Below are 21,626 nucleotides of genomic sequence, written 5' to 3'. Positions count from 1 at the left end.
GCCGCGCCACGCCCCGATGTCATAGCCACGACCTCACGTCCTCCTCCACGACACGGAGTCAGGGAGCGATGCGCGTCAGGCGGCGGCGGGTCGGAATACGGGCAGGCGTCGTTCGGGCGCCACGATGTAGCGGCGTCCGTTCGGGGATGTCCATTCCAGTGAGCCGTCGCCGGTTTGTCGGATGGTCCATCCGCCGTGGTGTTTGACGGTGTGGTGGCCTTGGCACAGTGGCGCGGTGTTGGTGAGCGAGGTGTCGCCGCCATGTTCCCACGCGATCGTGTGGTCGACCTGGCACCGCGAGGCGGGGATCCCGCATCCGGGTGCCATACACCGGTCGGCTCGCCCTTTCACGAGCTTCACCAGTTCGGGTGGTGGCCGGTACCGGGTGCGACCCACCGAGAGGACGATCCCCGTCTCGGGGTGGGTGAGCACCCGCATCCACCCGTCGGCCTGACCGCACAGCTCGCGGGCCCGATCGATGGGGATCGGCCCCACCCCCTCGACTTCCGCCGGATCTCCCTGCGCGCCGGCATCGGCCTCGAGGAGGGATAGGGCGGGGACGGTCACGACGACGGTGGGGCGGATACCCCGGGCAGCGGTGGGATGCTCGGACACGGTGCCGTCGATCAGGAGATCGCAGAGCACATCGGCACGGATCTCATCCACAGACCGCTCCGTGTCGACGCGGGCGCCACCATGATCCGCCGTCCCACCACGAGTAGTGCCCCGTTCGTCATCCCGGATCACAGTGGCGATCGCGGTGAGACGTCCGTGGATCGCGTGGGCTTCGACCGAGGGAAGCAGCGCGTATAGCCAGGACATCCCGTCTGCCGCCGGTTCGATAGCGACCCGACGTTCCCGTACCGCGGACTCGTGACGCGCGGTCAACGTCGGGGCCTGCTCGCGGTCGATCAGTCGTTGCAGCGCGCGCCGGAATGACCCGACCGGGAGCGATTCCGCCAGCTGTAGGGCGGGCGCTTCCAACCTCGACGCCAGCGAAGCGTCGAGAACCCCGAGCGCGTCCACGAGCACGTGTGCGTGACGTTCAGTGATCTGCGCGTGGGAAAGAGCATCCAAGGCATCCGGGAATCGGTGCACAAGCGCTTCCGCACGCGTGAGCAGCATGCCGGCAGCGTTTTCCGTGATCCGCAGCAACGACGCGAGCTCCAACCGCACTGATCGTTCGATCAGCTCCCGCGACCCGCCGCCGTACCGGGTCACATCAGCGAGCGCTTCGCTGCGCATCCACTCGACGCGCACGAACCGCTGCGCCGCGAACACCGCTTCCATGTCGAACACCTCACGCACGAGGTCGGCGGTGTCCGGCGGCGCCGGAACTCCGTCCGCGTCGACGAGTTCGCTCTCCCACCGCGCATCATCAACCCACACATCGGCATCCCACGCGTCAGCGTCGCGAGCACCAGGCTCGTCGCCCCTCCTCGCGCCCCCGAATGCTTCCATAGCCACACACTACGAGGGGGGTCAGACATCGGCCGCGACTCGGTATCGTTGCCGGATGCCCGACCTCCACCACGCCCTGTTGCGGGACATCGATGCCGAGACGCTCTACCGGATCATGTGGCTGCGCGTGAGCGTCTTCGTCGTGGAGCAGGCTGCCGCCTACCCGGAACTCGATGGGCGCGACCTCGAGCCGGGCACCCTGCACTTCTGGGCGGCGGGCGACACCGGTGACGTGCTCGCGACGCTGCGACTGCTGGACGACGGGGATTCCGCACGCATCGGCCGTGTCGCGACGGCGCCATCATCACGGGGTTCCGGTCTGGCGGGTCACCTCATGCGTCAGGCCATCGCGACATCCACCGAGCTGTGGCCGGATCGCGCGATCCACCTCGACGCGCAGGCCCACCTCGCGCCTTGGTACGGACGGTTCGGTTTCGACGTTTCCGGTGCGCAGTTCGAGGAGGACGGGATTCCGCACCTCCCCATGACTCGCGCGTCTTGAGGCCTACTGGGGGCGCGGGCGCACGCGCGCGGGTGTCGAAAGATAGGGTGGCCAGGTGAATGCGCCTGCCTCGACGAGCCCCACCCAGGTCACGAGACCGGGCTTCATCTACTTTCTCGGCCGAGTCGTCCTGCGCCCGCTGTTCTGGGTCATGTACCGGCCGCGCATCATCGGGCGAGACAACATCCCGGCATGGGGACCCGTGCTCCTCGCGAGCAATCACCTGGCCTCGCTCGACACGGTGATCATCCCGACATCGGCGACCCGCCCCGTGCAGTTCCTCATCAAGGCGTCGTATTTCACCGGCTCGGGGATCGTCGGACGATGCAAGAAGTGGTTCTTCACGTCGATCGGCGGCGTGCCCGTGCACCGGGCAACCGGTCGCGACGCCCGCGCGGCGCTGGATGCCGGCAGCAGCATCCTGCGCGCCGGGAGCGTGTTCGCGGTGTTCCCGGAAGGCACGCGATCTCGTGACGGCAAGCTCCACGACGGCCACGGCGGAGCGGCGTGGATGGCGCGTGACACCGGGTCTGCGGTCGTCCCCGTCGGACTCATCGGCACGGGGACGGTGAAGCCGCTGACGCACCTCCTTCCCGGCCGCCCGCGCGTCGAGGTGCACTTCGGCGCACCACTGGACCTCTCCGATCTGGAAGGCGTCCCCGACGGGAAGGCGCGCCGGGAGATCACCGAACGCATGATGGCCGCCATCGCCGGCCTCAGCGGGCAGGAGCGCTCGGGCAGCGTGAATGCCACCTCGCGCGACTGAGTACGCCTGGGTGGCACCGCGTTAGTCGTGCCCGGCGAGTTTCAGACCGACGACGCACCCCACGAGCCCGAGGAGTAGCAGGAGGCGGACGATCGAGAATGGCTCCGCACCGGTGATCATCGCGTAGCCGACGGTCAGCGCCACGCCGATGCCCACCCACACGGCATAGGCGGTGCCGATCGAGATGTCCCGCATCGCCCACGACAGTCCGCCCATGCTCGCGACCAGGCCCACGGCGAAGATGATGCTCGGCCAGAGCCTGGTGAAACCCTCGGACTTGCCGAGTGCGGTCGCCCAGACCGCTTCGAGGATGCCGGACAGAACAAGGATGACCCACGACATGACTGTGCTCCTGGCCAGTCTTGTCGCACACCGGGTACTGATCCTTCGTCCGGGGATCCGGTTGCGGACCCGACATCACCGTATCGGGCGGGACTGGGCAGTGCCTGGGCACTCGCGTGGATCGGAGACGATGCGCGTGTCGCGCGGCGTCCCAATGTTACGGACGCGGTTGCGGACGTGACGCCGATCGGGGATGCTCGACGGATCGCAGCATGACGCGAAGCCTCGCGCTCGGACCTTCTCTCCCCGGGCACGCGCTGCGGCTCCCTGATTCCCTCAGCGGGCCGCCTTGGCTCGCTCCGAAAGATCGGTCCGTCATGCGTCTGACATCCCCCTCCGTTCTCGCGTTCTCGATAGAGCGCACGCGCTTCGACGAGGACTACGCGCCCCTCGGCAACACGCGTATCACCACGAACTTCGCCAATCTCGCGCGCGGCGAGAGCCGCCGGGAGAACCTGCGCAACACGTTCGCGATGATCGACAACCGCTGCAACCAGCTCGCGCACTGGGACAACGAGGACGCGGATCGCTACGCGGTCGAGCTTTCCATCGTCTCGGTGAGCGCACGGATCGACGGTCAGGCCAGCAGCGAGCCCTTTCCGCTCATCGAGATGCTGCAGACCAGCATCCTCGATCGCCGTTCCGGCGCGCGCCTGGAGGGCATTGTCGGGAACAATTTCTCGTCCTACGTCCGCGACTACGACTTCAGCGTCGTGCTGCCCGCGCACAAGCGTGCACACGGCGGGGCGGGCATCCCCGAGGACTTCGGAGTGCTCCACGGCAACCTCTTCCAGAGCTTCCTGCGGTCGGATGCCTACGCGCAGCTCTTCTCAACCCAGCCGGTGATCTGCCTGAGCGTCTCGAGCAGCCAGACGTACCGACGCACACACAACCAGCACCCCGTTCTCGGTGTCGAGTACCGGCAGGACGAGTACTCGCTCACCGATGAGTACTTCGCGAAGATGGGCATGAAGGTGCGCTATTTCCTGCCCGAGGGAAGCGCTGCACCGCTGGCGTTCTACCACCTGGGTGACCTGCTCGCGGACTACACGAACCTGCAGCTCATCTCCACAATCAGCACGATGGAGTCGTTCCAGAGGATCTACCGGCCCGAGATCTACAACGCGAATGCCGCGGCCGGTGCGATCTACCGCCCGAGCCTGACGCACGCGGACTACTCGACGACGCGGGTCGTCTACGACCGCGAGGAGCGCAGCCGTCTGGCTGTCGAGCAGGGGACGTTCGCCCAGGAGACCTTCATCGAACCGCACCGGGAGGCTCTCGCCGCGTGGTCCGCCGACTACTCGGCGCAGACCGTGGAGCTCGAGGGGGCCGGCCGATGACGACGCTTTTTCCCACCACCTCCGCCGGAAGCCTCCCCAAGCCGTTGTGGCTCGCCGAATCCGAGAAACTGTGGTCGCCCTGGAAGCTGCAGGACGCCGAGCTCACCGAGGGCAAGAAGGACGCGCTGACGCTCTCCTTGGCGGAGCAGCAGCGCGCGGGCATCGACATCGTCAGCGACGGCGAGCAGACGCGCCAACACTTCGTCACCACGTTCATCGAACACCTCGACGGTGTGGACTTCGACAAGCGCGAGACCGTCAGAATCCGCGATCGCTACGACGCGTCGGTCCCGACGGTGGTCGGTGCCGTCACGCGGGACAAGCCGGTGTTCGTCGCGGATGCCGGATTCCTGCGCGCGCAGACCGACCAGCCCATCAAGTGGGCGCTCCCGGGCCCCATGACGATGATCGACACCCTCTACGACGCGCACTACGGCAGCCGGGAGAAGCTGGCGTGGGAGTTCGCCGGCATCCTGAACGAAGAGGCCAAGGAGCTCCAGGCCGCGGGTGTGGACATCATCCAGTTCGACGAACCGGCGTTCAACGTCTTCTTCGACGACGTGAACGACTGGGGGATCGCGGCACTCGAGCGCGCCACCGAGGGGCTGACCTGTCAGACCGCCGTGCACGTCTGCTACGGCTATGGCATCAAGGCGAACACCGACTGGAAGAAGACGCTCGGATCGGAGTGGCGCCAGTACGAGCAGATCTTCCCCAAGATCCAGCAGTCGAGTCTCGACATCGTGTCGCTGGAATGCCACCACTCGCACGTGCCGATGGAGCTCATCGAGCTCATCCGGGGGAAGAAGGTCATGGTCGGGGCGATCGATGTGGCATCCGCCGACATCGAGTCGCCGGAGGAGGTCGCGGACACATTGCGCACGGCGCTGCAGTTCGTGGATGCCGAGAATCTGATCCCCGCGACCAACTGCGGTATGGCGCCGCTCGCACGCGACGTCGCGCGTGGCAAGCTCGCCGCGCTCACAGCCGGGGCCGAGATCGTTCGGCGGGAGCTGGCGACATCGCGCTAGTTTGAGGGCGTGGACACCCTCATCTTCGGCATTCTGCTCGCCGTCTCACTGCTGATCATCTTCTCGAAGAGCCGATGGCTCGTGCTCGGATCGTGGGCCGTCGGCGCCATCGCGACCCTCGGCCTGTTCGCCTACCACGCGAACGATGTCCTGGATCTGAGCTTCTGATGGGTCGGGAACTCGTGATCCGCAAGCTGTCGTTCTGGGCGTTCATCGCGTTCCTCGTGGCCTACGTCGGCATCCTCTCGATGGCGATGTTCGTCTTCCAGTTCGGATTCGACGAGCTGCCGTGTCCGCTGTGCATCCTGCAGCGCATGGGGATGATGCTCGCGAGTATGGGGGCGCTGTACGTCGTCGTCCGTGCGCTGCGGGGAGATCTGGCGCTGCGCGACCTGGCGATGGGGCTCGGGTTGGCGATTCTCGGCGCGGTTGCGGGTGCCGCGATGTCGATCCGCCAGATTCTGCTGCACATCGAGCCCGGTGACCCCGGCTACGGCGAGGCGGTGATGGGCCTGCACCTGTACACCTGGGCGCTCGTGACCTTCGTGGTCGTGATCATCTTCGCCGGGCTGGTCGCCGTCTTCGCGCAGGACCTCGTGCCGGTGGCGCCGTCGACGCCCTGGCTGCGTATCGTCGCGTGGGTCGTGGTGTGGGCGTTCGTCGCCACCATCGCGATCAACATGGTGGTGGTCTTCGCCGAGGAGGGATTCAACTGGGTCCTCCCCGACAACCCGACGAAGTATCTGCTCTTCGGGTGACACGGGACCTGCGTCCCGGGCGGCCATGCGAGCGCACAGATAGGCTCGATGGGTGACCGTACCCCCGCTCGAAGCACTGCCGATCGAGGAGCTGCGTCGCCGCTCCAGCACCAAGTGGCGGGCGTTCCCCGATGACGTCCTGCCCCTGTTCGTCGCCGAGACTGACTTCCCGCTCGCGCCCGCGATCACCGAGCGTCTGCGCACCGCCGTCGAGCTCGGCGACACCGGCTACACCCCTCCGGAGCCCGGTCTGCGAGCCGCCTACTCGGGCTTCGCCGAGCGCCGCTTCGGCTGGCAGATCGAGCAGTCCGGCATCCGCAGCACGGGGGACGTGATCATGGGCGTCGTCGAGCTGCTGCGCCACACGATCAGCCCGGGCGACCGTGTCCTCATCACCCCACCGGTGTACCCGCCCTTCTACGACTGCATCCCCGAAGCCGGCGGCGAGGTCGAGACCGTCCCTCTCGTTGAGACCGAGGAGGGCTGGTCTCTCGACCTCCTGGGGATCGAGGCGGCCTTCGCCGGGGGAGCGCGCGCGATGCTGCTGTGCAATCCGCACAACCCGACCGGAACGGTGCATTCGCGTGAGACCCTCGCCGAGCTCGCCGACATCGCGGCCGGCTTCGGCGCTGTGATCATCAGTGACGAGATCCACGCGCCACTTGTGCACGCGCCGACGGTGTTCACGCCCTTCCTGTCGGCGTCGAAGGTCGCCGCGGCCGTCGGCTACGCCGTCACGAGCGCGAGCAAGGCCTACAACCTCGCGGGCCTCAAGTGTGCCCTCATGCTGACCGCCTCACCCGAAACGACCGAGGTCGTGAAGGCCATGCCCGCCGAGGTGGAGTGGCGCACCGGCCTGTTCGGTGCCCTCGCCGGGGTCGCGGCCTTCGACCCGCAGAGCGACGACTGGCTGGATGCCATGAAGGCGACGCTCGATCAGAATCGCCGACTGCTGGCAGATCTCCTCGCTACGCACCTGCCGAAGGCGCGCTACCGCATCCCCGATGCCGGTTACCTCGCCTGGATCGATCTCTCCGCCTGCGGCTGGGGCGATGACCCGGCCGACAAGATCCTTCGGGAGACCAAGGTTGCGCTGCACCACGGATCCGCCTTCGGGGAGGGCGGCTCAGGGTATGTACGCCTGAACTTCGGCTGCTCACCGGAGGTGCTCACCGAGGCGATCACCAGGATCGGCGCCCTGGCGGGCTGAGGTCAGTTCTTGCGGGCGTCCACGGCGCGCACCAGCGCCCAGGCGCCGGGGATGAGGAGGGCCGCCACGCCGGCCTTGATGAGACCCGGGACGATGAAGGGCCACAGGCCCGCGTCCAGCACCGAGGCGACGGTGATGTCGACGCCCATGACCGCTGAGAGCACGACCGCGAGGTAGGGCACGCCGATCAGGAACGGGATCGCGCTGGCGGCGACGAAGCCGACGAACGCGAGCACCGGGCGCCGGTCCCACGCACGCTGCGCGAACCAGCCGGCGACGAACGCGGCGGGGATGAAGCCGAGGATGAAGCCGAACGACGGCGAGAGGACGTACGCGGGCCCCGCGACGGGACCGGCGAAGACCGGAAGGCCAGCCACGCCCAGCACCGCGTAGCTGGTGAGCGCCGCCGCACCACGGGCGGCGCCGAGAGCGGTGCCGACCAGGATGACGCCCAGGGTCTGCCCCGTGATGGGGATCGGGCCGATGTAGAACGAGACCTTCGCCAGCAGTGCGACGACCGCGACACCTGCGAGCACGAGCGACGCGTCGATCGCGAATGCGCGGGTGCGGGAGGAGGGACGGGCGATGAGATCCGCGAGAACACGGGAGGTCGGGGCGGATGCGGCCGCAGTCGTCATAGGGATCCTTCGGTCGTCTGCACAGCAGGGCTCGGAGCGTTGCGACCTATACTAGGGGGCTGGCTCTCTGCCGCCCTTTGTACCCCGCCTCTGAACGAAACGGACGTCTGCTGTGCTCGCCGTGCATGACCTCGAGATCCGGGTGGGCGCCCGCGTCCTGATGTCGGAGGTCTCATTCCGGGTGGGCGACGGCGACAAGGTGGGACTGGTCGGGCGCAACGGCGCCGGCAAGACGACTCTCACCAAGGTGCTGGCCGGCGACCTGCTCCCCTCGGACGGTCGCGTCGAACGCACCGGCGAGCTCGGCTACCTTCCGCAGGATCCCCGCTCCGGCGATCCCGCAGACCTTGCGCGCACCCGCATCCTGGACGCCCGCGGGCTCGGCCGGCTCACGATCGGCATGCAGGAGGCGAGCCTCCACATGGCCGACGAGGACCCGGATGTCGCCGCTCGCGCCATGAAGCGCTACGGCTCCATGCTCGAACGCTTCGAGGCGCTCGGGGGCTATGCGGCTGAGGCCGAGGCCGCCTCGATCGCCCACAACCTGTCGCTTCCCGACCGCATCCTCGATCAGCCCTTGAGCACGCTCTCGGGCGGTCAGCGGCGCCGCATCGAGTTGGCGCGCATCCTGTTCTCGGATGCCTCCACCATGATCCTCGACGAGCCGACCAACCACCTCGACGCCGACAGCGTCGTATGGCTGCGCGAGTTCCTCAAGGGCTACAAGGGTGGCCTCATCGTCATTTCCCACGACGTGGAGCTCGTGGGGGAGACCGTCAACCGCGTGTTCTACCTTGACGCGAACCGTCAGGTCATCGACGTCTACAACATGAACTGGAAGAACTACCTCCGCCAGCGCGTGGCCGACGAGGACCGCCGGAAGAAGGAGCGCGCCAACGCCGAAAAGAAGGCGACCGCGCTCCAGCAGCAGGCGGCGAAGTTCGGTGCCAAAGCGACCAAGGCCGCCGCAGCGCACCAGATGCTCGCGCGCGCCGACAAGCTGCTCGCCGGCCTCGAAGAGGTGCGGCAGGACGACCGGGTCGCCAAACTCCGCTTCCCGAAGCCCTCGCCGTGCGGCAAGACCCCGATCACGGCATCCAACCTGTCCAAGTCCTACGGGTCGCTGGAGATCTTCACCGATGTCGATCTCGCGATCGACCGCGGATCCAAAGTCGTGGTCCTGGGGCTCAACGGCGCGGGAAAGACGACGCTGCTGCGGATTCTCGCCGGCGTCGACGCGCCCGACACCGGTGAGGTGGAGCCCGGACACGGTCTGAAGATCGGCTACTACGCGCAGGAGCACGAGAACCTGGATGTCTCGCGCTCGGTCCTCGAGAACATGATGTCCGCCGCACCCGACATCACCGCCACAGAGGCGCGCAAGGTGCTCGGATCGTTCCTCTTCACCGGTGATGACGTGCTCAAGCCGGCAGGGGTGCTCTCGGGCGGCGAGAAGACGCGCCTGTCGCTCGCGACCCTCGTGGTCTCCAGCGCCAACGTGCTGCTGCTGGATGAGCCGACCAACAACCTCGACCCCGCCTCGCGAGACGAGATCCTGGGTGCCCTCTCGCACTACGAGGGAGCGGTCATCCTCGTCTCGCACGATGAGGGCGCCGTGGAAGCACTCAACCCCGAGCGGGTGCTGATCCTTCCCGACGGTGTGGAAGACATCTGGGGTCGGGACTACATCGACCTCATCACCCTCGCGTAGCGCTCAGCGCGAGAGGCTGTCGAGGATCGCGTCCTCCTCGTCCATGTCGCGGTCGCGCTTGCGGCCGGAGCGCGGCGCAGACGGCGGGGGAGCGCTGTCCTTGTCCCGGTCGTACCCCGCATCGGGGTCGTCCTCGGCGTCCTCGCGGCGCGCTCGGATCTCGGTACGGATGACGTAGCCGATGAAGCCGAAACCCATGGCCGCGAACAGGATCCACTGGATCGCATAGGACAGGTACGGTCCGGGATCCTCGGAGGGATCATCCAGCGCGTTGGGTGCCGTGGGGGGTGCCGGGTCTTCGCTGACCATCAGGCCGTATGCGCCGGTGATGAGGTCGCTGTCGACCTTCTCCGCGACCAGGGGGAGGTAGATCGTCGGGACCTGCCCGTCGGGGGCGTCTGTGCGGCCGGAAGCGGGGAGGGATTCCGAGGGCCGCAACCGCGCGATCACGGTCACCGTGCCGTCCGGGACGGCGGGCACGGCGCTCGGTTCGCTGTCCTCGCCCGGGGGGATCCAGCCGCGGTCGATGAGGAGCACCCGCCCGTCGTCGGTGCGGAAGGGGACAAGCACCTCGAACGCCGAGGTGCCGCCGCGAGGGCGATTGCGCACCAGTATCGTCTCGTCTGCCAGGTACGTGCCGGTGAGGGCGACGGGATGCCACTCACTGTCGACGGGAAGCTCGTCGTCGCTTGGCAGGAGGTCGGCGAGCGACCCGGGCTCGGCGTCGTAGTTGGCCGCGACCAGGGCGAGCTGTGCCGAGCGTTCGGCATTGCGGCTGAACTGCCAGTTCGAGAGGAACGCGCACACGATCGCGAACACGATCGCGACGGCCACGTATCCGGTCCATCGCCACACGGTGCGCGCGTTCGTGTTCACGAGGCGGGCACCGTGAACGCCGACACCGTCAGCGGGAAGTCGCGCGCGGCGAGGAATTCGCGAAGGAACTCCAGGTGATCAGCGCACGCCAGCCAGGTCTTCGTGCGACCGTCGACGTGGATGCGGGGATTGCGCCAGACGATCTGCCACGTGGCATCCGAGCGGCAGCCCGCGCGCGAGCAGATTCCCTCGTTCACCGGTCCTCCCGAGGGGGAGGCTGGTCGTAGGTCGGCAGAGTGCGCTCGTGCAGGCGGATGACGCGCGTCGGCGGTTCGGGAGTCTGCGGTGCCACCTCGGGGGCGGCAGCGATCGCGCGGTCGGGAGTGTCGGCGCGGGGTGCGCGCACATCCGCGCTCACATTGGCGATGACGACCGCAACGTAGGGGAGGAAGATCGCGGCCAACGCGAAGACCCAGGTGTACCAGCCGTACGGGGTCACGAACAGCACGAGGGCGAAGCACGCGACGCGGATGCCCATCATCACGAGATACGTCGTCGAGCGCTTGCCCGCATCCTCACGCGGTGCGCGGGGGAGCGAGGTCGCCGGCTGTGGCTTGGAGGACGCTTTCACGATTCCTCCAGCGTACGCCGATCACGTCACCTCAGCGCCGCGCGCGTCGACCGCGCGCGGCGGCGGCGTTCACGTGAAGGTGTACGACGCGGAGGCGAGGGTGATGAAGAACATCACGAACAGCACGATGCCGATGATCCACAGGCCCATCGACACCCAGCCCACGATGACCCCCGCGAGTGCCAGTCCGCGTCCACCCTCACCGGTGTGCTTGATCTGTCCCAGCGAAATGTGTCCGGTGATGACACCGACGATCTGACCGATCACCGGGATGATGAACACCCCCACCAGCGACGAGATCAGCGAGACGATCGCGAGCGTATTGGTGGAAGGTGCGGGCGGGTAGCCGCCGGGAGCGGCCGCCGGGTACACCGGCGGCGCCGTGGGCGCTGCGCCGTACGCCGGAGGAGCGGCGGGGGGAGTGGGTGCGGGCGGAACGTTCGCCGCGGGTGATGCGGGCTGGTTCGGATCGGTCACGGCAGGGCCTTCCTTCGGTCGCTGACACCAGGGTCCCAGCCGCCACGGGAAGGTGTCAACGCGGCCGGTAGGCTGATTCGGTCCGCGCACACGCCCGTCTCCTTCGGGCGCACGGAGGGAGCACAGCTATGTCCACCGATCACGTCGTCCTCGTCACCGGCGGAAACCGCGGCATCGGCCGCGCCATCGCCGAACGCTTCGTTGCGGAGGGCTATCGTGTGGCAGTCACCGCCCGCTCCGGCGAAGGCCCCGAGGGCACGCTCACGGTGCGCGCCGATGTCACGGACGCAGCCTCCGTCGACGCGGCCTTCACCGAGGTCGAGCAGCAGCTCGGACCGGTGACCGTCCTTGTCGCGAACGCCGGCATCACCAAGGACACGCTGTTGCTGCGTATGACGGAGGACGACTTCGACAGCGTGGTCGCCACGAACCTGGGCGGCGCTTTCCGGGTGGTCAAGCGCGCCTCCAAGGGCATGCTGCGCGCGAAGTGGGGGCGTGTCATCCTCATCTCGAGTGTCGTCGGGCTCTACGGCTCGCCCGGACAGATCAACTACGCCTCGTCCAAGAGCGGGCTCGTCGGCTTTGCGCGCTCCCTCACCCGCGAGCTCGGCGGACGGGCGATCACCGCGAACGTCGTGGCGCCGGGCTTCATCGAGACGGACATGACGGCAGAACTGCCGGAGGAGACGCAGGCCCAGTACAAATCGACGATCCCCGCTGGGCGCTTCGCTTCGCCGGACGAGGTCGCGGGTGTCGTCACATGGCTGGCATCCGACGATGCGGCTTACATCTCGGGCGCGGTGATCCCCGTCGACGGCGGCCTCGGGATGGGGCACTGACCGAACAGGTCAGGCGCTCGAGCATCAGGGGAGCAGCGGCAGAAGCTGTCTGAGATCGACGGGGCCGACGACGATGTTCGCCTGCGCGCGAACCGTCGGTTTCGCATTGAATGCGACCCCGAGGCCGGCCGCGCGCATCATCACCAGGTCGTTCGCGCCGTCCCCGACGGCGATCGTTCGGGTGGGGGGTACCCCCAGCTGCGCGGACCACTCCTCGAGCGTGGCCGCTTTGGTCGCGGCATCCACGATGGGACCGTCCACGACGCCGGTCAGGCGACCGTCCGCGACCTGCAGGCGGTTGGCGCGCCACCGGTCGACCCCGAGCGGGGGAGCCACATGGTCGAGCACCTCGTGAAAACCGCCTGAGACGACACCGGCCACGCCGCCGCGGGCGTGGACCCCGGCAAGGAACTCGGCCGCACCGGGCGTCGGCTCCACGCGCGCACGCACCCGTTCGAATGCCTCGAGGGGCACGCCTTCAAGTGCGGCCACGCGTGTGCGCAGACTCGTGGCGAAGTCCACCTCCCCACGCATCGCCGCCTCGGTCGCCGCAGCCACTTCGGCGCCGCGTCCCGCCTCGTCGGCGATCAGCTCAATGACTTCGTTGCGGAGCAGGGTCGAGTCGGCGTCGAGGACGACGAGGAAGCGCGGTTGTGGCACGCGACCACGCTACCGGCAGAGGACGAGCGCGCTGATCACGCCTCGACGACGGTGTTCTTGCCGACGACGGTGATGCCCGAGTCGGTGACAGTGAAACCGCGTTCGAGGTCGCGCTCCCGGTCGATGCCCACTGTCGCGCCCTCGGCGAGGACGACGTTCTTGTCGATGATCGCCCGCCTGATGCGCGCACCCGGTCCCACCCGCACATAGTCGAAGAGGACGGCATCCGAAATCATGGAGCCACCCGCTGCCAGGGTCCAGGGACCGACGACGCTGCGCTCGAGATGGGTGCCGGAGAGCACCGACCCGAGCGAAACGATCGAGTCGATGGCCGGGCCGATGCGCCCTGCGGCATCCCGCACGAACTTCGCGGGCGGCGAGTTCACGGTCTGCGAGTGAATCGGCCAGTCGGTGTTGTACAGGTTGAACACGGGCAGCGTCGAGATCAGGTCCATGTGCGCGTCGAAGAACGAGTCGATCGTTCCGACATCGCGCCAGTAGGCGCGGTCGCGCGCCGTGGCGCCGGGGACCTCGTTGAGCTTCATGTCGTAGACGGCGGCCTCACCGCGACCCACGAAGTAGGGGACGATGTCGCCGCCCATGTCGTGATTGGAGGTGGGCAGCTCGCCGTCGGCCTCGACCGCTTCGATCAGAGCGTCCGCGTCGAACACGTAGTTGCCCATCGAGGCGAGCACTTCGTGCGGCGCGTCGGGAAGGCCGGCAGGGTTCTGGGGCTTTTCGAGGAAGTCTTTGATCCGCACTCCATCCGACTCGACGTCGATGACGCCGAACTGGTTGGCCAGTCCGATGGGCTGGCGAATGCCCGCGACGGTCGCCCGTGCACCCGAGGCGATATGCGCGTCGATCATCTGCCGGAAGTCCATGCGGTAGACGTGATCGGCGCCGATGACCACGACGATGTCGGGCTGCTCATCCAGGATGAGGTTCATCGACTGGAGGATGGCGTCGGCGGATCCTGTGAACCACCGTTTGCCGAGGCGCTGCTGCGCCGGCACCGAGGTCACGTACGAGTCGAGCATCGGTGACATGCGCCACGTGCGCGTGATGTGGCGGTCCAGGCTGTGTGACTTGTACTGGGTCAACACCACGATCTGGTGCAGGTCCGAGTTGATGAGATTCGAGATCGCGAAGTCGATCAGGCGGTACTGCCCACCGAAGGGCACCGCGGGCTTCGCTCGATCCGCCGTGAGCGGCATCAAACGCTTGCCCTCGCCACCGGCGAGGACGATTCCGAAGACCTTGGGCGGGGTGCGCATACCCCCACACTATGACGCTCCGGCACCCTGTACTAGCGTTCGAATCATGCGCGTCGACATCGTCACCAAGGAGTACCCGCCCGAGATCTACGGCGGGGCGGGAGTACACGTCGCCGAGATCGTCTCGGCGTTGCGCGAACTGGCGCCGCAGGATGCCCCGGACGGTCTTCGGATGACGGTCAAAGTGCACGCTTTCGGGGCGCACCGTGACGCGCACGACACCGAGTCGTATTCGACGCCGGCGGGCCTCGTCGACGCGAACGCGGCCATCCAGACGCTCGGTGTCGATCTGGCGATCGTGGGGGATGTCGCGGGCGCGGATGTCGTTCATTCCCACACCTGGTACGCCAATTTCGCCGGTCATCTTGCGAGCCTGCTCCACGGTGTCTCTCACGTGATCACCGCCCACAGTCTGGAGCCCCTACGGCCGTGGAAGGCGGAGCAACTCGGCGGCGGGTATGCCGTCTCGAGCTTCATCGAGAAGACGGCCTACGAGGCGGCGGCCGCGATCGTGGCGGTGAGCGAGGGCATGCGGGCGGACATCCTGCGCAGCTACCCGAGCCTCGATCCCGGCAAGGTGCGGGTCATCTACAACGGGATCGACGTCGACCAGTGGTATCCCGAGGAGAACCCCGAGACATTGGCTGACCTCGGCATCGATCCGGCGCTGCCCGCGGTCGTGTTCGTCGGCAGGATCACACGCCAGAAGGGTCTGCCGTACCTGCTGCGGGCAGCCCAACTGTTGGATCCCGGTGTGCAGCTGATCCTCTGCGCGGGCGCGCCCGACACCCCGCAGATCCTCGAAGAGGTGCGCGGGCTCGTCGCAGGCCTGCAGGCGACGCGCGAGGGTGTCGTGTGGATCGACCGCCATCTCTCCCGGCACGAGCTGCGCGTGGCGCTGACGGCGGCGACGACGTTCGTGTGCCCCTCGATCTACGAGCCGCTGGGAATCGTGAACCTCGAGGCGATGGCGTGCGGCGCCGCTGTCGTCGGTACGGCGACGGGCGGCATCCCCGAGGTGGTCGTCGACGGTACCACCGGCCGACTGGTGCCGATCGAGCAGGTTCAGGACGGCACCGGCACGCCGTTGGACCCCGACCGATTCGTCTCGGATCTGGCTGCGACCCTCAACGAGGTCGTCCGGGATCCGGGCCGCGCGCGGGCGTACGGCGACGCCGGCCGGGAACGGGCGGCAACGGAATTCAGCTGGGCGCGGATCGCCGAGCAGACCGCCGCGTTGTACGCCGAGCTCGGCGGCGCGTCCCGATAGGCTGGAGCACATGGGTCACGTGCTCGAGTTCTCCGATGTCGTTGTCCGCCGAAGCGCTCGGGACATCGTCGATCACGTCGACTGGACCGTCGCGGAGGACGAGCGCTGGGTGGTGCTCGGGCCGAACGGCGCGGGCAAGACCACGATGCTGGAGCTTGCCGCCTCGCTGCTTCACCCGACGTCGGGTCGGGTCACGGTGCTGGGGGAGCGGCTGGGACGTACGGATGTCTTCGAGCTACGTCCGCGCGTCGGCTTCGCCTCCACCTCGATGGCACGTCGCATTCCGCCCGAGGAGACGGTGCTGGATGTCGTCATGACGGCCGCCTACGCCGTCATGGGACGGTGGCGCGAAGAGTACGACCAGATCGATGTCCGCCGGGCCATGCGTGTGCTCACCGAGTGGAAGCTCGACGGTCTGGCCTCGCGCACCTTCGGGACGCTCTCGGACGGCGAGCAGAAGCGCGTGCAGATCGCGCGCTCGGTGATGACAGACCCCGAACTCCTGCTGCTGGACGAGCCGACCGCAAGCCTGGATCTCGGCTCCCGCGAAGAGCTTCTGGGCCTGCTCGGCAGCTACGCCCAGGAGCCGACCACGCCGGCGATGATCATGGTGACCCACCACGTGGAGGAGATCCCGATCGGTTTCACCCATGTGCTGCTGCTGCGGGACGGGGCCGTTGTCGCCGCGGGACCGCTTTCCACGGCGTTGACGGAAGGGTCGCTCTCGACCGCTTTCGGCATGCCGATCTCGCTGTCCGAGTCCGACGGTCGTTACGCGGCACGCGCGCGGACCGCCTGATCGGCGTTTCTGCTCCCACCTGATAAGATTGACCCTTGGTGCCAACGCGCCCACGACTTTTCACCCTTCGCGAGGAATCCCCATGAAGACTGACATCCACCCCGAGTACCGCGCCGTTGTTTTCCGCGACCTCGGTTCCGGTGAGACCTTCCTGACCCGTTCGACGGTCTCCAGCGACAAGACGATCGAGCTCGACGGCGTCGAGTACCCCGTCATCGACGTCGAGATCTCGTCGGCATCGCACCCCTTCTACACGGGCAAGCAGCGCATCATGGACTCGGCCGGCCGTGTCGAGAAGTTCAACAAGCGATTCAAGGGCTTCGGCGGCTCGAGCAAGTAATCTTCCTCGAGTGAGCGCCCCGCACCCCTACGCTGAGCGCCTCTCGACGATTCGCACCGCCCGGCGAGAGGTCGCCGTGGGCGGCGGCGTCACCGCCTATTGGGAATACGGTGAACCGACGGCGACGACGACGATCGTTGCCGTCCATGGTTTCCGCGGCGAGCATCATGGCCTCGAGCCGGTGCTGGCGTATCTCCCTGACTATCGGGTGATTTCCCCCGACCTTCCGGGGTTCGGTGAAACCCCGCCCGTTCCCGGGCGCAGACACGACCTGGAGACCTACGCGCGCTGGCTGAGGGAGTTCGTGGCCGCTGTGGCGCCGGGAGCGATCATCCTGGGGCACTCGTTCGGATCGATTGTTGTCGCGGCGGCCGTGGCGGAGGGGCTGTCGACGCCGCGCGTGATCCTGGTCAACCCGATCGGCGCGCCGGCGCTGGAGGGCCCGCGCGGCATCCTGACCCGCCTCGCGGTGTTCTACTACTGGGCGGGGGCTCGGCTGCCGCAGCGTGTCGGCACGGCGCTGCTGCGCAACGGTCTCATCGTGAGGGTCATGAGCGTGTCGATGGCGAAGACTCGGGACCGAGAGCTGCGCGCATTCATCCACGACCAGCACGACACGTACTTCTCGCGGTTCGCCGATCGGGACGTGCTGCACGATGCCTTTGTGGCATCCGTCTCGCACGATGTGCGCGAGTTCGCCCCGCAGATCTCACAGCCGACGCTGTTGATCGCCGCCGACCGTGATGACATCACTCCGATCGAGCGAGAGCGCGAGCTCGCGGCACTGTTGCCCGACGCGCGGCTGGTGGAGATTCCGGATGTCGGGCATCTCATCCACTACGAGACCCCGGAGCCCGCGGCGGCGGCGATCAGGGAGTTTCTTGACCGCTAGCGATCCGATCGTGCCAGTTCCATGAGGGGACGGGTGCGGTATCCGATCACCTCACCCATCACGATCGAGGTCTCGGTGCGCTCGACGCCCTCCACCGAGAGGATGCGTGCGTCGACTTCGAACAGGTGTGCGGCATCCCGGCAGGCGACACGGACCAACAGGTCGACGGGTCCGCTGAGGCCGTGCACCTGCACGATCTCAGGGATGGTGAGAAGACTCTCGGTGATGCCCGGAAGCTGCTGTTGGTGCACGGTCACTGCGAGGTACGCCTCGATCGGGAACCCCAGTGTACGGGGCGACAGCGCCCGCTCGTACGCAGGCAGCGCGCCGGCACGCTCAAGCTTCGCCATGCGCGTCTGCACCGTATTGCGCGAGAGACCGAGCTCCTCGGAGAGCGACACCACGGTCGCGCGACCGTCGCGTGCCAGAGCGGAGATGAGGTCGAGATCTTGGGGGTCGAGAGCTGTCATCATGCGCGACGCTAGCAGATTCGACGCCGGCGCCCTTCCACATTGCGCAATAAGACGTGAGCATCCTGTGCGAGTTGCCACATCTGGACGGAGACGCTCAGCGGGGCAGACCCGATGCCGCGTAGTCCACGACGCGCCAGCCATCCAACTGTGCTTCCAGGGTGTGGGCGGACCCATTCTCCAGCCGCTCGCCCGGTGCGGGCACCGTCCCTTCGCTGGCGTGCTCGAGCACGGCGCGAATCAGCGCGCCGTGCGAGACGGCGAAGATCCGCCCCCGGTCCGGTGCCTGCGCGATGATCTGGTCGAACGCAGCGAACGCTCGTGCCCGCAGCTCGGCGCGGGACTCGGCCCCGGGAACGGCCTCGTCGTCGTGGCTCCAGCGGGCGGTGAACTCATCGATCGAGAGTCCCTCGGCCTGGCCGTATGAGCGCTCGCGGATCCCGGAGTGGACCATGGGTGCTTCTGCGCCCCACACCGCGGAGAGGATCTGTGCGGTCTCACGCGCGCGCGAGAGATCGCTGCATACGATGTGGGCGCCGCTGAGGTCTCCGAGTTCGGCTGAGAGACGCTCGGCGGCATCGCGGGCCTGCAGTCGCCCGACCTCATTGAGCGCGATGTCAGTGGTGCCCTGGATCCTGCGATCCCTGTTCCAGTCGGTCTGTCCGTGCCGGATGAGGGTCAGAAGAGTCACCTCTCGAGACTACTTGCCAATTCCCGGGAGTCGGTGCGGGGCACAAGCGCATCGGCGATGGCGACGAGCGCCTCAGATGCACCGCCGTCGATCTTGACGGTGGCACGGCCGTCCGCGCGCGTCGCACCGCGGTTGATGATGACGACCGGCAGCTTGCGGCGTCGCGCGCGCTCCAGCAGACGAATCCCAGAGTTGACGACGAGGGAGGATCCGGCGATCACGAGCGCCTCGCTACTCATGACCAGCTGCTCAGCCTCGCGGAACTTCTCGGCGGGGATGTACTCCCCGAAGAACACGACATCCGGCTTGAGCGTTCCCTGGCACACGGTGCAGGTGGGAACCACGAAACCGTCGCTGCTCTCCGGCGCGACATCACCGTCGGGGCCGAGCGGGATCTCCGCGGGCACAGCCAGCCAGGGATTCTCGCGCTCGACTCGCTCGGCCAGATCGCGGCGATCGAACACCTGTCCGCAGTGAAGGCACGACACCCGCCGCATCGTGCCGTGCAGCTCGACGACGCGGCGACTGCCGGCACGCACGTGGAGCCCGTCGACATTCTGGGTGATCACACCCGAAGCCAGGCCGTGCGCTTCCCACGTCGCCAGAGCGGTGTGGCCGGCGTTGGGCTGCGCTCCGGCGAAGGTCTTCCATCCGAGGTGGCTGCCGATCCAGTAGCGTCGGCGCGCGAGGTCGGACCCGAGGAACTGCTCGACCGTCATCGGCTTGCGCGTCGGCGCCCCCTGTCCTCGGTAGTCGGGTATGCCGGAATCGGTCGAGACACCGGCGCCGGTGAGGATGGCCATCTGACGACCTTCGAGAACCGAAATAGCGCGCGCCAGGGCCTCGTCGGAAGACACGTTGGTCGAGTCAACGAGAGACATCCGTACGCCCCTTTCGGACGAGCGTGCCGCGCGGCGGCCGTGTTCCCGATTGTAGGCGGGCGCGTTTTCGGGGATGTTACGGACAGCGGGGCGCCCGCCGGGAGTGCGAGGATCGAGACATGAACCTGGTCGAGATCACGGACCCCGCCGACCCTCGACTCGCGGACTACCGAGACCTCACAGATGTCGCGCTGCGTCGTCGGGCCGAGCCCGAGCGGGGCCTCTACATCGCTGAGTCGGCCAAGGTCATCTCCCGGGCGCTCCGCGCCGGTCACGAGCCGCGGTCGGTGCTGATCCAGGACAAGTGGCGGGCGGATGTCGCCGCACTGCTGGTCGACCATCCCGATGCGATCGTCTACCTGGTCAGTGCCGAGCTCGCCGAGACGCTCACCGGCTATGCCGTGCACAGGGGCGCGCTGGCTGCCATGCAGCGACCCGAAATGGTCGACCCCGCCGCCGTACTCGCAGCGGCTTCGCGCGTCGTCATCCTCGAAGACATCGTCGACCACACCAACGTCGGGGCGATCTTCCGCGCATGCGCGGGGCTGGGTGCCGATGCGGTGCTGATCACACCGCGCTGCGCAGATCCGCTGTACCGCCGCAGTGTCAGGGTCAGCATGGGAACCGTGTTCCAGGTGCCGTGGACCCGGCTGCCGGAGTGGTCACAAGCGCGAGAGTTGCTGCACGCGTACGGATACCAGATTGCCGCCCTCGCGCTGAGCGAGGAAGCGGTGCCCCTGGAGAGGTTCGCGCCGGCATCCAAGGTGGCACTGGTCCTCGGCGCTGAGGGCGACGGCCTGTCGGCGGCGGCGCTGAGTGCCGCGGACACCGTCGTGACCATCCCTATGGACGGCGGTGTCGACTCGCTCAATGTCGCTGCGGCGAGCGCCGTCGCGCTCTGGGCGCTCCGCTCCGCTGCCGGGTGATCAGCCGCCGGCAGAGGTGGTCTGGTCGCGGATGGGGGTCGGCGCCGGTCGCTTCGCGGTCACGTTGTCGCCGGAGGACTGGTGACGCAAGCGTCGCAGCACCCAAGGGACGAGGTGTTCGCGCGCCCACACCAGGTCGCCGGTCCGAGCTTTCCGCCACGTTCGCGCAGGATACGGCGCGGGCTGCATCGGAACGAGGGTGTTCGGCACATTGAGTGAGCGCAGCACCATGCGCGCGACCTCATGGTGTCCGAGCGCGTTCAGATGCAGGCGGTCGTCGTCGAAGAAGCGGGAGTCCTGGATCTCCTTGAGGGCCCACTGATCGGCGACGATGCAGTCGTAACGGTCGGCGATCGCGCGGATGTTCTCGTTGTAGATGGCCACCTTGCCTCGGAAGGTGCGCAGGACCGGCGCGAAACTCGTGTCGATCCCGGTGAAGACCACGACAGTGGCACCCGTGCTGCTCAAGCGCACGACGGCGTCCTCGAACGCCAGCGCGATCTCGTCGGGATCGGTGCCCGGGCGGATCACATCATTGCCACCGGCGCAGAAGGTGATGAGGTCGGGTTGGAGCGCGAGCGCGGGTTCGATCTGGTCGGCGATGATCTGGTCGATGAGCTTTCCGCGCACCGCGAGGTTCGCGTACGCGAAGTCGGGCGCGCTCTCACCGAGCACCTCTGCGACGCGATCTGCCCACCCGCGGTGATAGCCCGGGTTCGCCGGATCGGGGTCGCCGATGCCCTCGGTGAAGGAATCGCCCAGCGCGACGAAGCGGCGCCATGGGTGGGGCTGCGTGTTCTCGATGAAAGGACTGCGGTGGCTATCGCGCGTTGACATTGGCACTCCTTCTCGTCGTCTATCGTAGTCGGGCGGTCGGTGACGGGCGCGGAACGAC

Annotated in this window: 27 protein-coding genes and 1 riboswitch; of the genes, 14 read left to right on the top strand and 13 right to left on the bottom strand. The window is 67.6% G+C overall.

Annotation, left to right across the window (positions count from 1 at the left end; all coding sequences use genetic code 11):
- Positions 1-75: 75 nt before the first annotated feature.
- Entirely contained in the window at positions 76-1,461 is a 1,386-nt protein-coding gene (locus ABD206_RS04610; protein ID WP_344069879.1) for an HNH endonuclease signature motif containing protein, read from the bottom strand.
- A 55-nt stretch (positions 1,462-1,516) separates the two neighbouring features.
- Between ABD206_RS04610 and ABD206_RS04605 the strand changes: the two genes are divergently transcribed.
- Both ABD206_RS04605 and ABD206_RS04600 read left to right on the top strand, forming a co-directional pair.
- A complete protein-coding gene (locus tag ABD206_RS04605; protein ID WP_344069877.1) occupies positions 1,517-1,963 on the top strand; it encodes a GNAT family N-acetyltransferase in 447 nt (148 codons plus the stop codon).
- A gap of 55 nt (positions 1,964-2,018) precedes the next feature.
- Positions 2,019-2,729: a lysophospholipid acyltransferase family protein gene (locus tag ABD206_RS04600; protein ID WP_344069875.1), complete on the top strand. Its 711-nt coding sequence runs from the start codon at positions 2,019-2,021 to the stop codon at positions 2,727-2,729.
- Positions 2,730-2,750: 21 nt separating this feature from the next.
- Here the strand turns inward: ABD206_RS04600 and ABD206_RS04595 are convergent, their stop codons facing one another.
- Entirely contained in the window at positions 2,751-3,071 is a 321-nt protein-coding gene (locus ABD206_RS04595; protein ID WP_344069873.1) for a DMT family transporter, read from the bottom strand.
- A gap of 9 nt (positions 3,072-3,080) precedes the next feature.
- Positions 3,081-3,145, bottom strand: a riboswitch (guanidine-III (ykkC-III) riboswitch).
- A 243-nt stretch (positions 3,146-3,388) separates the two neighbouring features.
- Here ABD206_RS04595 and ABD206_RS04590 point away from each other — a divergent pair.
- From ABD206_RS04590 to ABD206_RS04570, 5 genes are read left to right on the top strand one after another with little or no spacing between them, the layout of a single operon-like run.
- Positions 3,389-4,414: a putative oxygenase MesX gene (locus tag ABD206_RS04590; RefSeq protein ID WP_344069871.1), complete on the top strand. Its 1,026-nt coding sequence runs from the start codon at positions 3,389-3,391 to the stop codon at positions 4,412-4,414.
- A complete protein-coding gene (locus tag ABD206_RS04585; protein WP_344069869.1) occupies positions 4,411-5,445 on the top strand; it encodes a methionine synthase in 1,035 nt (344 codons plus the stop codon). The genes ABD206_RS04590 and ABD206_RS04585 overlap by 4 nt, the downstream gene beginning before the upstream one ends.
- A 9-nt stretch (positions 5,446-5,454) precedes the next feature.
- Complete coding sequence (locus ABD206_RS04580; protein ID WP_344069867.1) at positions 5,455-5,613, top strand: DUF5993 family protein; 159 nt, start codon at positions 5,455-5,457, stop codon at positions 5,611-5,613.
- Positions 5,613-6,203 carry a disulfide bond formation protein B gene (locus ABD206_RS04575; RefSeq protein ID WP_344069865.1) on the top strand — a complete coding sequence of 197 codons (591 nt, stop codon included), beginning with the start codon at positions 5,613-5,615 and terminating at the stop codon, positions 6,201-6,203. Before ABD206_RS04580 ends, ABD206_RS04575 begins: the two co-directional genes overlap by 1 nt.
- Positions 6,204-6,255: 52 nt before the next feature.
- Positions 6,256-7,413, top strand: coding sequence for a MalY/PatB family protein (locus tag ABD206_RS04570; protein ID WP_344069864.1), 1,158 nt, complete (start codon positions 6,256-6,258; stop codon positions 7,411-7,413).
- Between the two features lie 2 nt (positions 7,414-7,415).
- Here the strand turns inward: ABD206_RS04570 and ABD206_RS04565 are convergent, their stop codons facing one another.
- On the bottom strand, positions 7,416-8,051 hold the full coding sequence (locus tag ABD206_RS04565) for a biotin transporter BioY (RefSeq protein ID WP_344069859.1): 636 nt from the start codon (positions 8,049-8,051) through the stop codon (positions 7,416-7,418).
- Between the two features lie 112 nt (positions 8,052-8,163).
- Between ABD206_RS04565 and ABD206_RS04560 the strand changes: the two genes are divergently transcribed.
- A complete protein-coding gene (locus tag ABD206_RS04560) occupies positions 8,164-9,762 on the top strand; it encodes an ABC-F family ATP-binding cassette domain-containing protein (protein WP_344069858.1) in 1,599 nt (532 codons plus the stop codon).
- Between the two features lie 3 nt (positions 9,763-9,765).
- On the opposite strand, the gene ABD206_RS04555 is transcribed toward ABD206_RS04560, so the two are convergent.
- From ABD206_RS04555 to ABD206_RS04540, 4 genes are all read right to left on the bottom strand, one after another.
- Complete coding sequence (locus tag ABD206_RS04555; protein WP_344069856.1) at positions 9,766-10,638, bottom strand: SURF1 family cytochrome oxidase biogenesis protein; 873 nt, start codon at positions 10,636-10,638, stop codon at positions 9,766-9,768.
- Positions 10,635-10,835: a hypothetical protein gene (locus ABD206_RS04550; RefSeq protein ID WP_344069855.1), complete on the bottom strand. Its 201-nt coding sequence runs from the start codon at positions 10,833-10,835 to the stop codon at positions 10,635-10,637. Before ABD206_RS04550 ends, ABD206_RS04555 begins: the two co-directional genes overlap by 4 nt.
- Positions 10,832-11,209 carry a DUF3099 domain-containing protein gene (locus tag ABD206_RS04545; RefSeq protein ID WP_344069853.1) on the bottom strand — a complete coding sequence of 126 codons (378 nt, stop codon included), beginning with the start codon at positions 11,207-11,209 and terminating at the stop codon, positions 10,832-10,834. The genes ABD206_RS04550 and ABD206_RS04545 overlap by 4 nt, the downstream gene beginning before the upstream one ends.
- Positions 11,210-11,278: 69 nt before the next feature.
- A complete protein-coding gene (locus ABD206_RS04540) occupies positions 11,279-11,686 on the bottom strand; it encodes a DUF4190 domain-containing protein (RefSeq protein ID WP_344069851.1) in 408 nt (135 codons plus the stop codon).
- A gap of 128 nt (positions 11,687-11,814) precedes the next feature.
- Between ABD206_RS04540 and ABD206_RS04535 the strand changes: the two genes are divergently transcribed.
- Positions 11,815-12,525, top strand: a complete 711-nt coding sequence (locus tag ABD206_RS04535) for a beta-ketoacyl-ACP reductase (protein ID WP_344069850.1) — start codon at positions 11,815-11,817, stop codon at positions 12,523-12,525.
- A gap of 24 nt (positions 12,526-12,549) precedes the next feature.
- Here the strand turns inward: ABD206_RS04535 and serB are convergent, their stop codons facing one another.
- Together serB and glgC are read right to left on the bottom strand one after the other, a co-directional pair.
- The gene (gene serB / locus ABD206_RS04530) at positions 12,550-13,185 is read right to left on the bottom strand and encodes a phosphoserine phosphatase SerB (RefSeq protein ID WP_344069848.1); all 636 of its coding nucleotides are present in this window, start codon (positions 13,183-13,185) and stop codon (positions 12,550-12,552) included.
- Between the two features lie 35 nt (positions 13,186-13,220).
- Positions 13,221-14,462, bottom strand: a complete 1,242-nt coding sequence (gene glgC, locus ABD206_RS04525; RefSeq protein ID WP_344069846.1) for a glucose-1-phosphate adenylyltransferase — start codon at positions 14,460-14,462, stop codon at positions 13,221-13,223.
- Positions 14,463-14,508: 46 nt separating this feature from the next.
- On the opposite strand from glgC, the gene glgA reads away from it, so the two are divergent.
- The 4 genes from glgA to ABD206_RS04505 all read left to right on the top strand — a co-directional run bounded on the left by glgA (position 14,509) and on the right by ABD206_RS04505 (position 17,763).
- Positions 14,509-15,732, top strand: a complete 1,224-nt coding sequence (gene glgA, locus ABD206_RS04520; protein ID WP_344069844.1) for a glycogen synthase — start codon at positions 14,509-14,511, stop codon at positions 15,730-15,732.
- A 10-nt stretch (positions 15,733-15,742) separates the two neighbouring features.
- On the top strand, positions 15,743-16,531 hold the full coding sequence (locus ABD206_RS04515) for an ABC transporter ATP-binding protein (RefSeq protein WP_344069842.1): 789 nt from the start codon (positions 15,743-15,745) through the stop codon (positions 16,529-16,531).
- Between the two features lie 82 nt (positions 16,532-16,613).
- On the top strand, positions 16,614-16,871 hold the full coding sequence (locus tag ABD206_RS04510) for a type B 50S ribosomal protein L31 (protein WP_344069840.1): 258 nt from the start codon (positions 16,614-16,616) through the stop codon (positions 16,869-16,871).
- 10 nt (positions 16,872-16,881) lie between these two features.
- On the top strand, positions 16,882-17,763 hold the full coding sequence (locus tag ABD206_RS04505) for an alpha/beta fold hydrolase (RefSeq protein WP_344069839.1): 882 nt from the start codon (positions 16,882-16,884) through the stop codon (positions 17,761-17,763).
- On the opposite strand, the gene ABD206_RS04500 is transcribed toward ABD206_RS04505, so the two are convergent.
- The 3 genes from ABD206_RS04500 to ABD206_RS04490 form a co-directional block, all read right to left on the bottom strand.
- On the bottom strand, positions 17,760-18,233 hold the full coding sequence (locus ABD206_RS04500; protein ID WP_344069837.1) for an Lrp/AsnC family transcriptional regulator: 474 nt from the start codon (positions 18,231-18,233) through the stop codon (positions 17,760-17,762). The two genes, ABD206_RS04505 and ABD206_RS04500, sit on opposite strands and share 4 nt — an antisense overlap.
- 97 nt (positions 18,234-18,330) lie before the next feature.
- The gene (locus tag ABD206_RS04495; RefSeq protein ID WP_344069835.1) at positions 18,331-18,924 is read right to left on the bottom strand and encodes a histidine phosphatase family protein; all 594 of its coding nucleotides are present in this window, start codon (positions 18,922-18,924) and stop codon (positions 18,331-18,333) included.
- On the bottom strand, positions 18,921-19,805 hold the full coding sequence (locus ABD206_RS04490) for a Sir2 family NAD-dependent protein deacetylase (RefSeq protein WP_344069833.1): 885 nt from the start codon (positions 19,803-19,805) through the stop codon (positions 18,921-18,923). Before ABD206_RS04490 ends, ABD206_RS04495 begins: the two co-directional genes overlap by 4 nt.
- 119 nt (positions 19,806-19,924) lie before the next feature.
- Here ABD206_RS04490 and ABD206_RS04485 point away from each other — a divergent pair, with 119 nt between their 5' ends.
- Complete coding sequence (locus ABD206_RS04485) at positions 19,925-20,731, top strand: TrmH family RNA methyltransferase (protein ID WP_344069831.1); 807 nt, start codon at positions 19,925-19,927, stop codon at positions 20,729-20,731.
- Here ABD206_RS04485 and ABD206_RS04480 read toward each other — a convergent pair whose 3' ends face one another.
- Positions 20,732-21,568, bottom strand: coding sequence for an SGNH/GDSL hydrolase family protein (locus tag ABD206_RS04480; RefSeq protein ID WP_344069829.1), 837 nt, complete (start codon positions 21,566-21,568; stop codon positions 20,732-20,734).
- Positions 21,569-21,626 lie beyond the last annotated feature (58 nt).

This window comes from Microbacterium sediminicola (assembly GCF_039531125.1).
Lineage (GTDB): Bacteria > Actinomycetota > Actinomycetes > Actinomycetales > Microbacteriaceae > Microbacterium > Microbacterium sediminicola.
This window is presented reverse-complemented; position numbering and strand designations above follow the sequence as displayed.